The 12,545-nt window shown below is 57.1% G+C and carries 12 protein-coding genes; 11 read left to right on the top strand and 1 reads right to left on the bottom strand.

Features of this window, described 5'->3' with window-relative positions:
* From QZ994_RS15060 to QZ994_RS15110, 11 genes are all read left to right on the top strand, one after another.
* Nucleotides 1-394: TraK family protein (locus QZ994_RS15060; RefSeq protein WP_290873369.1), on the top strand; the 394-nt coding region annotated here is incomplete at its 5' end.
* A 301-nt stretch (nt 395-695) separates the two neighbouring features.
* Complete coding sequence (traJ, locus tag QZ994_RS15065; protein WP_290873371.1) at nt 696-1,079, top strand: conjugal transfer transcriptional regulator TraJ; 384 nt, start codon at nt 696-698, stop codon at nt 1,077-1,079.
* A 346-nt stretch (nt 1,080-1,425) separates the two neighbouring features.
* Entirely contained in the window at nt 1,426-1,686 is a 261-nt protein-coding gene (locus QZ994_RS15070; RefSeq protein WP_290873374.1) for a helix-turn-helix transcriptional regulator, read from the top strand.
* A 50-nt stretch (nt 1,687-1,736) separates the two neighbouring features.
* Nucleotides 1,737-2,069 carry a type II toxin-antitoxin system Phd/YefM family antitoxin gene (locus QZ994_RS15075; protein WP_290873377.1) on the top strand — a complete coding sequence of 111 codons (333 nt, stop codon included), beginning with the start codon at nt 1,737-1,739 and terminating at the stop codon, nt 2,067-2,069.
* The gene (locus QZ994_RS15080) at nt 2,062-2,445 is read left to right on the top strand and encodes a type II toxin-antitoxin system RelE/ParE family toxin (protein WP_290873380.1); all 384 of its coding nucleotides are present in this window, start codon (nt 2,062-2,064) and stop codon (nt 2,443-2,445) included. Before QZ994_RS15075 ends, QZ994_RS15080 begins: the two co-directional genes overlap by 8 nt.
* Nucleotides 2,446-2,459: 14 nt before the next feature.
* Nucleotides 2,460-5,258, top strand: a complete 2,799-nt coding sequence (locus QZ994_RS15085; protein ID WP_290873382.1) for a DNA methyltransferase — start codon at nt 2,460-2,462, stop codon at nt 5,256-5,258.
* Nucleotides 5,255-7,375 (top strand): DEAD/DEAH box helicase, encoded by a 2,121-nt coding sequence (locus tag QZ994_RS15090; RefSeq protein WP_290873385.1) that lies wholly within the window; start codon nt 5,255-5,257, stop codon nt 7,373-7,375. The genes QZ994_RS15085 and QZ994_RS15090 overlap by 4 nt, the downstream gene beginning before the upstream one ends.
* Nucleotides 7,368-8,567: a GIY-YIG nuclease family protein gene (locus tag QZ994_RS15095; RefSeq protein ID WP_290873388.1), complete on the top strand. Its 1,200-nt coding sequence runs from the start codon at nt 7,368-7,370 to the stop codon at nt 8,565-8,567. The genes QZ994_RS15090 and QZ994_RS15095 overlap by 8 nt, the downstream gene beginning before the upstream one ends.
* Before the next feature lie 155 nt (nt 8,568-8,722).
* On the top strand, nt 8,723-9,568 hold the full coding sequence (locus tag QZ994_RS15100) for a TIGR04255 family protein (protein WP_290873391.1): 846 nt from the start codon (nt 8,723-8,725) through the stop codon (nt 9,566-9,568).
* A gap of 2 nt (nt 9,569-9,570) precedes the next feature.
* Complete coding sequence (locus QZ994_RS15105) at nt 9,571-10,149, top strand: hypothetical protein (RefSeq protein ID WP_290873394.1); 579 nt, start codon at nt 9,571-9,573, stop codon at nt 10,147-10,149.
* Nucleotides 10,150-10,151: 2 nt separating this feature from the next.
* On the top strand, nt 10,152-10,724 hold the full coding sequence (locus tag QZ994_RS15110) for a hypothetical protein (protein WP_290873397.1): 573 nt from the start codon (nt 10,152-10,154) through the stop codon (nt 10,722-10,724).
* Nucleotides 10,725-11,377: 653 nt separating this feature from the next.
* On the opposite strand, the gene QZ994_RS15115 is transcribed toward QZ994_RS15110, so the two are convergent.
* Complete coding sequence (locus QZ994_RS15115; RefSeq protein WP_290873399.1) at nt 11,378-12,493, bottom strand: lytic murein transglycosylase; 1,116 nt, start codon at nt 12,491-12,493, stop codon at nt 11,378-11,380.
* Between the last annotated feature and the right edge of the window lie 52 nt (nt 12,494-12,545).

The raw sequence follows: 12,545 nt of genomic DNA on the forward strand, positions 1-12,545 counted from the left end.
TCTACACTTATCCACAGCTGACCACCCTTTGGTCGGCTACCAGCCCTGGCTCAATATTGGATCGGCACGGTGGCTCAGATTTGGATCGGCGCGGACACGTACTGGCGAAAAGCCCGCGCCAAGCCCCAAAAGCAACCGGGCTTTGGTCTTGGCTTTGCGTACCGACATCCAAGGCGCCCTTGATGACGGCTGGTCGGTGCTGGCCATCTATGAAACCTTGAACGAGGAGGGAGCTGTTGTGTTCAGCTATCAATCGTTCAGGCTGTACGTGAACAGGCTGTTGCTTGGCAAGGCCGTGCCGCAATCAGCAAAGCGCACCGCCAAGAAAGGCGCAAAGGGCACGACAGGTCAACTGGACTTTGGCTCCGCGCCCAACAAGGGAGCCTTGTTGTGAGTCCTCGTTTTGAAGCTTTGCCGCGCCTTGCTTGCAGCCTCATTTTCCCCACCCCTGGCGTTCAAAAAGCTTTCCTTGCTTTCGACGGCCGTTCAACTTTCGTTCGAACGTTCAAAGCAAGCGCCGAACAAGCTTCGGCAACGCGAGGGCCTTGCGAAAAGCAAGGCCGAGTCCGGGGCAGGATATGTGAAGTGGGCCCACCGCAAGCGGTTGGTCTCACTTCACTGGCCCGTATTCGCACTTCGTGCTCAATGGGCATCCTGCTCTGCGAGGCGTACGGCTACCGCCGTTTGGAGGTCTGATGGGGACGCCAGAACAGGCCGGTGATGCGGCCACGCGCAAGGGCAGCCCACCGATCAAGGTCTACTGCCTGCCAAGTGAGCGCCATGTCATTGAGCAACAGGCGCGGTCCACCGGGCTGTCTATGGCCTGCTATCTGCGCCGTGTCGGCATGGGCTACCAGGTCAAAGGCATCCTGGACCACCAGATGGTGGGTGAGTTGATGCGCGTCAACGGTGACCTTGGGCGCCTGGGCGGCCTGTTGAAACTTTGGCTTTCAGGCGACCAGCGGATGGCAGGCCTCAGTGACGCCACCATTCGGGCCGTGCTTTGGAAGATCGAGGCCACACAGGGAGAGCTTCACGGCATTGCCAAGGCGGTTGTTCGCCCCAGGGCGAAGCCATGAAGCGCAAGAGCGGTGGTTGCCTCGTCAGCGGTTTGATACCGTGCCGCAAGTACGCGGCGTTTTAGCCGCTAAAACTTTTGCCGCTAAAAGGTCGGGAGCAATGTCATGCCTCTGGATCATGGTCGCCCACGGATGCTCAGTGAAGATGAGGTCGTTGACTTGCGTCGAGAGATGCAGGAGGCATCGGCTTGGATGCGGGCTGAGTTGCTGCGTCGGCGCAGCCTGGCTGAGGTGGTTGCCCAGCCAAAGCCGCCCCAAGCCCGGAAGACCCAAGATGGCCGGCGCCAAAATTGACTTATTTATCAAGGTGGCCGCGTTCTTAAAACAGTCTTGACACAGATCTCAAATGCAGACCCTCCAAGAGCTTGGCCAAGCCGTCGCGCAGCGCCGGCGTGCCCTTGGCCTTCGTCAACAAACTGTGGCCGCACAGGCTGGCATCACGGCCGAGTCGCTGTCCAGGTTCGAGCGAGGCCGCCTAGTGGAGTTGGGCACACGAAAGCTGCTGGCCGTGCTGGCCATTCTGGGCATGGAGCTGGATGTGGTGCTCACCAGGCAATCTGGCATGTTGGACGAACTGCGCATCGAGCGCTCTCAGGCCCAACGGTAGCGCCCGTCCAGTAAACTGCACCGAATTCTGTCAGCCCCCAGGAGTCGGTCATGTCCATTTCAGCCAGCGATGTCGTACCGTTTACCCAGGCGCGCGCGCACCTGTCCGAATTGGCCGACCAGGTAAAGGCCGGTGCCGAGAAGATCATCACCAAGAACGGTGAAAGCTACGTGGCTTTGATCGACGCAGACCGCCTGGACTACTACCACCGCCTGGAGCGTGAGCGCATCCATCTGCTGCTGATCGACGATGCGCGTCGTGGCCTGGCCGATGTGCTGGCTGGCCGCACGCAGGACGCCGATGCCGCCTTGGCGGGCTTGCAGTCAGCCCGAGCCACCAAGTCTTCTTCTAGCGATAAACCTAAGTCCAAGCAACGTGGCTGAGCAGCTTTACCGGGTCGAGCTCACGGCCAGCTTTCTGGCGCAGTTAGCGTCCATCCAGACCTTTCTCGAAGAGGCAGAGGCCGCCCTTGCTTTCGACGACCTGCTGGCAGGCCTGCGCGGCACGGTTGCCCCCAACCTGGCGCGCTTCCCGCTCATTGGTAAGCGCTACCTGGATCAACCACCCCAGTCTGCCGAGGCGTTGACGCAGTTGGCGCAGCTTCCGCCAGGCGCGGCCGACGCCCTTCGTGTGTATCTGCACAGCGACTATCTGATTTTGTATGCCGTGGACGAGGTCAAACTGACTGCGTATTTGCTATCCATCCGGCACCACCGTCAACTTTCGTTTGACTTTGCTCGCCTCTGGCCTGGAGCCTGAACAGGCCATATCCCATGAATGCTGTAGAAATCGAGCAGGCCATCTCTGACCTGGCCCTTCACCCCTTCGACGCGACTGAGTTTCCATACGCCTTTCTTGCAGCCTTTGGCAATAAGGAAACCACGCTCAAGCGCTTGCGCACGGGCAACAACAACGCCTCAGATCTGCCTGGCGGCGTACTGCTGCGCAACAACATCCACATCGCAGTTTGCAAAGCTGGCAACGTTGGCGAGACACTCGCAGCCTTGCGCGCCAGCGCCGCCACAACGAAGGCCAAAGCCAAGTTCATCCTGGCCACCGACGGGCAGGCACTGGAGGCGGAAGAGCTGACCAGCGGCGAGACCATCGCCTGCGACTACACGGACTTTCCGAATCACTTCGGCTTCTTGTTGCCACTGGCAGGCATCTCCACCATCAAGGAGATCAAAGACAACCCCATCGACGTTCGGGCCACTGCTCGGCTGAACAAGCTTTACGTTGAACTGTTGCGCGAGAACCCTGATTGGGCCAAGGACGAACGTCGCAGCGACATGAACCACTTCATGGCGCGTCTTGTGTTCTGCTTCTTTGCAGAAGACACCAGCATCTTCAGTGACACCGGCTTGTTGACCCAAACGGTCGACAGGATGAGCGACCGAGGTGGCAGCAACACACATGAGGTGCTGTCAGAAATCTTCCGGGCCATGAACATCAAGGTCAGCGACCGAGCGTCTGCTGAGCCACGGCTGCCCGCATGGGCGAACGCCTTCCCGTACGTCAACGGTGGCCTGTTCTCTGGCAGCACCGAAGTGCCCCGCTTCACACGCATGGCGCGAACCTATCTGCTGCACGCGGGGGCCTTGAACTGGCGTGAGATCAATCCCGACATCTTCGGCAGCATGATCCAGGCTGTGGCAGACGACGAAGAGCGCGGCTCCCTGGGCATGCACTACACGAGCGTGCCTAACATCCTCAAGGTGCTAAATCCGCTGTTTTTGGATGACATCAAATCAGCCCTGGATGAGGCTGGTGACAACGAGCGAAAGCTACTCAACCTGCGAAAGCGGATGGCACGTATTCGGGTGTTCGACCCGGCCTGTGGATCCGGCAACTTCTTGGTGATTGCCTACAAGCAGATGCGAGAGATCGAGGCAGAGATCAACCGCAGACGGGGTGAGCCCCACTTGAGCAGCGTGATCCCGCTGACAAATTTTCGCGGGATTGAGCTACGCGACTTCCCCGCGGAAATTGCCCGCTTGGCTCTGATCATTGCTGAGTTCCAGTGCGACGTGCTTTATCGAGGGCAGAAGGATGCTTTGGCGGAGTTTCTGCCACTTGATGCGCAGAACTGGATTGTGAGTGGCAACGCGCTGCGACTCGACTGGTTAAGTATCTGCCCACCGACAGGCGTAGGAGTCAAGCTAGTGGCCGATGACCTGTTCGAAACACCACTTGACCAAGCACAGATTGACTTTGAGAACGAGGGTGGTGAGACCTATATCTGCGGGAATCCCCCCTACCTAGGAAACACTTGGCAAAGTGCCGATCAAAAGGCTGACCTGCGAGCGGTTGTGAACGGCCGTACCACTTCAACGGGCTTTCTTGACTATGTCGCTGGTTGGTTCATCAAGGCAGCCGACTGGATTGCCAAAGGACAAGGCGTTGCCGCGTTCGTGAGCACAAACTCTATATGCCAAGGCCAGTCGGTGCCAATTCTTTGGCCGATTATATTTAATTCTGGTTGCGACATCAGGTTTGCATACACCTCATTCAAATGGGCGAACCTAGCCAGCAACAATGCTGGTGTGACAGTTGCCGTTGTGGGCATCGGAATGCCAGCAAGCGCGCCTCGTCGATTATTTGATCACCAAGACGATGGCGCTGTTGTTCTGCGTGAAGGGGCATCAATCACCCCCTACTTGACTTTGGGTCCTCGGGTTATTGTTGAGAAAAGAAGAGATTCGCTGTCTGGCTTGAGTGTTATGGAATTTGGAAACAAGCCAAGCGATGGGGGGAATCTTTTGATGTCTCGGGACGATTTAAGCACTATCGGACTTACTGATGATCAACGAGAGCGCTTCATCAGGCCCATTTATGGATCTGACGACTTCATTAACGGGGGCTCCAGATTCTGCCTCTGGATTGAGGATCACCACTTGGCAGAGGCGCAATCGATTCCGGCGTTGAACACTCGAATTGAGGCAGTGCGAAGCGTACGGCTCGCTAGCCCTGATAAGGGTGCCCAAGCATTGGCAAAGCGCTCACATCAACTCAAACTAATGAGATGCGGTAGGCAATCAACTATCATTGTTCCAGCGATCTCATCAGAGCGTCGCCCATATTTGCCAGTTGGTTTGATTTCCGATCGTGCTGTCATGAACAACAAAGCGTATGCGCTCTATGACGCTCCGCTATGGAACTTGGCGCTAATCGCTTCACGCCTTCATCGAGTTTGGATCAGCAACGTCTGCGTTCGAATGCGCACCGATTTCTCATACTCCAACACTCTGGGTTGGAATACTTTTCCTGTGCCCTCATTGACGGATCAAAACAAGGCTGAATTAAACCAATGCGCCGAAGATATCCTTTTGGCACGTGAGGCACATTACCCTGCCACGATTGCAGACCTATACAACCCGGAATCTATGCCGGGCAACTTGCTTCATGCCCACGAGCGTAGCGACGAAGTGATTGAAAGAGTCTACATCGGACGTCGTTTCAAGAACGACACTGAGAGACTGGAAAAGCTTTTTGAGCTATACGCAAAAATGACATCAGCAGAAAAAGCCAAGCCTACCAGCGTCGCGGCTAAAGGGAGGAATAAAGCATCATGAACGATCACGCCACGAATCCAACGAATACCTATACCGTTCCCTCGGTGTCGATCAGTACAGCACGAACGGGCGCATCCAGCAAGGCCAACGAGCTGGGTATGCGCGCCATGCAGGAACGGGCCTATGCCAAGCGCGGCGAACAGTATTTGCTCATCAAGTCGCCACCAGCATCAGGCAAGTCACGCGCGTTGATGTTCATCGCCTTGGACAAGCTCAACAACCAGGGGCTGAAGCAAGCCATCGTGGTTGTGCCAGAGCGCTCCATTGGCGGTAGCTTTGCCGATGAGCCGCTGAGCCAATCCGGTTTTTATTGGGATTGGCATGTGGCACCGCAATGGAACCTTTGCAATGCGCCCGGTGGCGATGAGCCGCGCACGGCCAAATCCAAGGTGGATGCGGTACGCCAGTTCTTGGCCAGCAACGACCAGGCGCTGGTGTGCACCCACGCCACCTTCCGATTTGCGGTTGACGAATTGGGCATTCAGGCATTTGACGATCGATTGATCGCCGTCGATGAGTTCCACCACGTTTCCAGCAATCCTGACAACAAGCTCGGAGTACAACTGGGTGCCTTCATCACGCGTGACAAGGTTCACCTGGTCGCGATGACCGGCTCATATTTCCGGGGCGATAGTGAGGCGGTGCTTGCTCCGGCTGACGAAAGCAAATTTGAGACGGTCACCTACACCTACTACGAGCAGCTCAACGGCTACCACTGGCTGAAGTCGCTGGACATCGGGTACTTCTTCTACACCGGGCCCTATGTCGACGCTATTCACAAGGTGTTGGACCCAGCGCTGAAAACGATCGTTCACATTCCAAACGTGAACGCACGCGAGAGCCTGAAGGACAAGCAGCGCGAAGTCGACGAGATCATGCATGGGCTTGGCGAGTGGAAAGGCGTTGATCCGGCCACCGGCTTTCATCAGGTTGCGGCCGCCGATGGCCGTTTGCTGAAGGTTGCTGACCTGGTCGATGACAGTGACCAGTCGCGCCGCTCACAGGTTCTGAATGCCCTGAAGGACCCAGCACACAAGGATGACCGCGACCATGTGGATGTCATCATCGCGCTGGGCATGGCCAAGGAAGGGTTCGATTGGATCTGGTGCGAGCACGCGCTTACGGTCGGCTATCGCAGCAGCTTGACTGAGATTGTCCAAATCATTGGACGCGCCACTCGCGATGCCAAAGGCAAAGAGCGTTCACGGTTCACCAACTTGATCGCTGAGCCCACGGCAGACCAAGGTGCGGTGGCCGAAGCTGTGAACGACATGCTCAAGGCCATTTCCGCCAGCCTCTTGATGGAGCAGGTATTGGCACCTCGCTATGAGTTCACGCCAAAGGATGCAGGCCCTCAAGAGGGCTTTGTCTACAACGGCGGCGAGGGGTATCAAGCAGGCGGCAGCAATGTTGGGGTGAACGAAGCCACGGGCCAGTACCACGTTGAAATCAACGGCCTCGCCAAGCCAGCAACACCCGAAGCAACTCGGATCTGCAAGGAGGACTTGAACGAGGTCGTCACCAGTTTCCTGCAAGACAAGACAACGCTGGAGAGGGGCTTGTTTGACCAGGAGAACACCTTGCCTGAAGAGCTGACCCAGCTGCGCATGGGCAAGATTGTGCGAGAGCGCTATCCAGATCTGACCGAGGCCGATCAGGAAGCGATTCGCCAACACGCCATTGCCGCCATGAACGTCACGCAACAGGCCAAGCTTGCCCTCGCGGAGGCTGATGCGAATGGCAGCACGGCGCAGGGCAACACAGCCCTGATCGACGGTGTTCGAAAGTTCGTCAATGTCCGGGACTTAGACATCGACTTGATCGATCGCATCAATCCATTTGAAGCGGCCTATGCCGTTTTGGCCAAGGCCATGAATGAGGCCTCACTGCGCCAAGTGCAAGCCAGCATTGCCGCCAAGAAGGTGAGTATCCCTGAGGAAGAGGCACGCGAGTTGGCCAAACGCGCTCTGCTGTTCAAGCAAGAGCGGGGACGCTTGCCCGACATCAATTCTGCTGATGCGTGGGAGAAGCGCATGGCCGAAGGGGTGGCCGCATTGGCTCGGTATCGTGCCCAGGCCAAGGCTGCGCAGGCTCAAGGAGGCCCCAGCAATGGCTGAAATGGACGACGACGAACTGCTGGATGCGTTGGGTGTCGAGGTTGCGCCCATCAAGACATCCACCCGCACACCGCGCGAGGAACGCATCATTGCTGGTTTCGAGGACATCCTGCGCTTTCATCAAACTCACGGACGGGCACCGCAACATGGTGACGGTCATGACATCTTTGAACGGCTATACGCGGTGCGCCTTGAGCAAATCAGGAAGCTCCCGGAGGCCCATGCCCTGCTGGCTGAGCTTGACTCGCCTGGACTGTTGAACGCGGCGGCAGTGGCATCCCAAAGTCTCGATGACCTGGATGAAGATGCCTTGTTGGCAGAACTGGGCGTGGACACCCCTCGCGTCGATGAGGACGACATCACGGTGTTGAAGCACGTTCGTTCGGCCGCCGAAAAGCGGGCAGCCGAAGAAGTTGCCAACCGCACCAAGTGCGAAGACTTTGATCAGTTCAAGCCTTTGTTCGATGTCGTACAGGGGGAGCTCAAGTCTGGTGCCCGGCAAGCACGCACGTTCCAATCCAAAGAGAAGGCATTGGACGACATAGTGCAAGGGGCCTACTTCATCATTGGCGGCCAGATTGCCTACATCGCCGAAGAGGGCGAGGAGTTCACCACTGAATACGGACGCCGCGACAGCCGCTTGCGAGTGGTGTTTGACAACGGCACCGAAGCCAGTGTGTTGATGCGCTCGTTGCAGCGTTCGCTGCATCGGGATGAGGCAGCCCGTCTGATCTCCGATCCGGATGCAGGCCCGCTGTTTGGTGCGGCGCCTGAGGAAGGCGACATCGAAAGCGGAACGATCTATGTCCTGCGAAGCAAGTCGACCCATCCGTTTGTGGCCGAGCATCGCGAGCTGATCCACAAGATCGGGGTCACTGGTGGATCGGTCGAGACGCGCATTTCAGGCGCAGAAAAGGATGCAACCTACCTTCTATCTGGCGTCGAGGTGGTTGCGACCTACAAGCTGCACAACTTGAACCGAACTAGGCTCGAAAGCATCTTCCACCGGCTGTTCGGCGCAGCGCAGCTTGACCTGACCATTGATGATCGCTTCGGGAACCCAGTCAAGCCAAAGGAGTGGTTCATGGTGCCGCTCCATGTGATTGATGAGGCGGTTCAGCGACTTCGCGATGGGTCGATCACTGAGGTGTTCTACGATCCACAGCAGGCGAGGCTTGTGGGTGTACGGTAGTCCGACGTAAACGCCACGTGCAAGCACTTCGTTGATGCCTGCTTTCAGAAAGCGAAAAAGTCACGCTGTGAAGGCAAAAGCTAGCACGAGTAATTGCCACACTTGAGCCACATCTTTACGCTATCCGTCACATGCTGCGATGTTAGACTGATTAAATGAGCTTAGACCATCTGCACCCTTTTGCAGGGCAACACGCTATCCAAACGGCGGCGTTTGCAATCGACTTCTCGACGGAGTTGGATGTCGGGGAGGTAGGGAGGCTGCGCGCTGCAGCCGTACAGCATCTGAGAGCAGATTTTCCGAGCATCACGGACCAGCAACGAGCCATGGTTAGCATGACTAGCCAACCTGGGCAGCCTCTGTCGACTGGTGCGACCACTGTGGATGCTGGCGGGTTCGTCTTGGAGCGCCTCTCAGCGACAGCTCAACCCGGCACAGGGCAATCAAGCAGATCAATTATTGTTTCTCGTGAAAACATAATCGTTGTTATTAATGATTATACGAGATGGGATAGATTCAAGGCGGATGTTGAGCGATATTTGTCCGTTTTAATGGAAAGTATCAATGCGCAAAAGGGTGTAATTAGCATCGGCTTGCAAATATCTGATGTATTTATCTGGAAGGCGGATCCAGCCGATTTGAATGTGATGGAGGTTTTTGCTGAGCAAACTCCATTTCTTGTTTCAAATGCTTTAGATCCAAAAATTCCGCTCTGGCACTCGCATCATGGCTATGTTGAGGAGGAGTCGGAGCCGCTGAATTATACGCGACTGAATAATGTAAATATTGGGCGCACCATGATTAATGGTGTTCATCAAATTCAGATATTGACCTCACACAAGGCCACATTCGGGAAAATCTTGTACAAGGTTTTGGATGTGCACAAGGAAAATATCTCGATGGTGCTCAACGAATTGCACGCGAAGAACAAGGCCATTTTGTCTGCCTTGCTAAGTCCTGAATTACAGGAAAAAATAAAACTTAACGCAGGCAAGGAGTAATTGTGGATCCCATTTCAACCTTTACCTTAGCTGCCGCAATGTTGGTCGCTGCTCCTGCCACTCGCAAACAAATTTTTGATTGCCAACCAGAAGCAATAAAGAAGGAATTTATTGCGACGGACACAGTCTTCCTGTTGCCTGGCAATGTTGCCCAGCCCGCTGCAGAATATCTGATTAAAATTGGTAGTTCGCCTAAATTTCTCTCTGTAAGTCACAGGGAGATGCTGAAACGCGAGGTCGGCGCATATTCTGACCTTACGGATGGCTGGAACGGTCCAGGAACGATGCCGCCACCGCATGAGATTTTGGATGTTGCGCTCAATATGATCGATGCAATACCTGCAAGATTGCCGCTTCCTCGCCCGATGATTTCAGCATCAGGTGAGATTGGGCTCTATTGGGATCTTGCTGGGGGGTACGCAGAAGTTGGTTTTGACCCCAATGGAGAAGTCACGTTTTTCTCCAGAGATCAACATGGTGTTGAACGTTTCGAAAATCTGCGTGATTTGATGATCCTGGAACAGTCGTGGTTTTGGGATCGCCTTGGTCCATTTGACTCGCCAGCAAAAGAGGCAGCGTAAGCTTGAGCCTGGGCATGAATTGCAGGGAATTCTTTGAGTCCAGCAAGGGCGATCAGGAATATTGCAAGAAACTACAGTTGATCTCAATGGCCGAACAGGTGGCCTGGGAGAGTGAAACGGCTTCTGCTTACTCGCCTGCGCCTGTTGAAGATCATGAGGTGCTGTGTAGGCAAGTCCTTGACCCCACGCACTTCGATAAAGTGACCCAAACGATCACCCCCAATTTTTTCGATGATGCCTCAAGCAGAGGAGCATCCTGCCATCGGCTTGGGGCGACCACACTCGATGCAGTAAAGCAGATCGCCTTAAATCGAGTTAATGAAGTTAATAAATGCCCACCCAGCACAGGTCCGCGCATCCTAATTGGGTTCACGACAATTAAGGCCTCTGAGGTGAGGGCTATCATGACGTCCGAGCCCGATCCCAAGCGTGGTGCAGGTGTTTACGACACTGGCAAGGCGGATGATTTTTCTCACTCAGACATTTGCCAGCTTGTTTCTTCAAAGCAGCACGGCAGGAGTATTCGTGCGCAATTATTTTTGCTCGCGAAAAATCGTCTTGAAGAATTTCCTTGACGTTGCTTTGTATGTTTCGTCGCTTGCGAGGCTAGTCAGTTGTGGCAGCGCCCGCCATCAGGACTAGGTTCCTTAAGATCAAGGTCGCAGAGTGCGAACGGCTAGGAAGCAGTTGTTAACCAGTGGTTGACAACTGCTGCAAATTGCAGCAACAGCTTGGTTGCGTATTTCAACTGCTTGGTGACCACGTAGCCAGATTTCTCCGAGAGGATTGGGCTAGTCGTAGCGAAGACATCTTCTTAAATGAGTGGACCCAACGGCTTGATTCTCTGGCAAGTTCCACTGGCCCGAAGTACTAAAGGGACTCAGTCCAGTGCGCGTCCAGTACAGCCTGGCATGGCGCCTTTCCAGGTACACCAGCGGTACAGCCATTAGCTTTGACCGATTCCGGCAAACTACGCTAAGTTGCTGTCACCAAAGTACTTTCAGCTCTTCTAGGCTACGGTTGCTTCCGGTACACTTCCCTAGGTACACACCGTTGCCCGCCAACTCATAATCCTTTGGTCGTTGGTTCAAGTCCAACACGGCCTACCAATGAAATCCATGGCAAAGCCCAGATCGTGAGACTGGGCTTTGTTGTTGCTGTGCGCCATGTCTGGCATCGAGCACATGGCACGGCTGGCGATCACGGGGTGGCGACCGCTGCGCACCGGTCAAGGCCTCAACCGCATCAGCACCTCCACCGTGGCAAACCCGTCTGCAGGCAAGCCCACGCTGCGCTGGTAGTCGCGCAGCGCGGCGCGTGTGGCGGGGCCGAGCAGGCCGTCGGCCTGGCCGGTGGGGAAGCCCTGATCGTTGAGGGCGGACTGCAGGGCCTTGACCTCGCTGCGGTTCAGAGGGCGCTGGTCGCGCGGCCAGGCGGCCTGCACCGGGGCGCCACCGTCGATCTGCTGGGCGAGCAGGCACACGCCGAGTCCGTAGCTGGTGGCGTTGTTGTAGCGCAGCACGGCGCGGAAGTTGCGCCCCACCAGGAAGGCCGGTCCGCGCAGACCCGCAGGTTGCAGCACGCTGGCTTCGGCCATGGTGGGCAGTGCGCGGCCGTCGGCCAGGCGCAGGCCTTCGTCGGCCCATTGTGCGCTGTGCTGGCGGAGGCCTGGGTCGGCCCGGGCGGGGTCAAAGCCTTCGGGCAGACGCAGTTCTGGCGCACAGGCTTCGCCAGGCACCCAGCCAGCTTCCTGCAGGAAGTGGGCGGTGGAGGCGAGCACGTCGGGCATGCTGCGCCAGATGTCGCGGCGGCCGTCGCCATCGGCGTCCACGGCGCGGGCCAGGAAGGCCGAGGGCATGAACTGGGTCTGGCCCATGGCGCCGGCCCAGGAGCCGATCATGTGGGCGCGGTCGATGTCGCCTTGCTGCACGATGCGCAGGGCGGCCAGCAGTTCGCCCTGAGCCCAGGCGGCGCGCCGGCCTTCGAAGGCGAGGGTGGCCAGGGCGTCGATCACGGGCACGTCCCCGTAGTGGCTGCCGTAGTTGCTTTCCATGCCCCAGATGGCGGCCAGCACCGGGGCGGGGACGCCGTAGCGCGCGCTGGCGCGGTCGGCCTCGGGGCGGACTTCGGCGAGGCGGGCCTGGCCCGTGCTCACGCGGGTTGGCGAGACGGCACGGTCAAGGTAGTCCCAGATGGCGCGGGTGAACTCGGGCTGGCTGCGGTCGAGTTCGATGCTGCGGGGCTGCAGGCGTGCGGGGTCGAGGGCCTCGCGCAAGGTGGCCTCGGTGATGCCGGCGGCCAGCGCCGTGGTGCGGAATCGGGCCAGCCAGGCCGCGAAGCGCAGGCTTTCGTCCTCAGCCGATGTGGCCGATGCGGTGCGGCTGGCCGCGCAGCAT

Source organism: Aquabacterium sp. (assembly GCF_021768455.1).
Classification (GTDB): domain Bacteria; phylum Pseudomonadota; class Gammaproteobacteria; order Burkholderiales; family Burkholderiaceae_C; genus Aquabacterium.

Coding starts and splice junctions, on each gene's coding strand:
- traJ (WP_290873371.1), top strand. CDS start 696: ATGGGGACGCCAGAACAGGCCGGTGATGCGGCCACGCGCAAGGGCAGC.
- QZ994_RS15070 (WP_290873374.1), top strand. CDS start 1,426: ATGCAGACCCTCCAAGAGCTTGGCCAAGCCGTCGCGCAGCGCCGGCGT.
- QZ994_RS15075 (WP_290873377.1), top strand. CDS start 1,737: ATGTCCATTTCAGCCAGCGATGTCGTACCGTTTACCCAGGCGCGCGCG.
- QZ994_RS15085 (WP_290873382.1), top strand. CDS start 2,460: ATGAATGCTGTAGAAATCGAGCAGGCCATCTCTGACCTGGCCCTTCAC.
- QZ994_RS15090 (WP_290873385.1), top strand. CDS start 5,255: ATGAACGATCACGCCACGAATCCAACGAATACCTATACCGTTCCCTCG.
- QZ994_RS15095 (WP_290873388.1), top strand. CDS start 7,368: ATGGCTGAAATGGACGACGACGAACTGCTGGATGCGTTGGGTGTCGAG.
- QZ994_RS15100 (WP_290873391.1), top strand. CDS start 8,723: ATGAGCTTAGACCATCTGCACCCTTTTGCAGGGCAACACGCTATCCAA.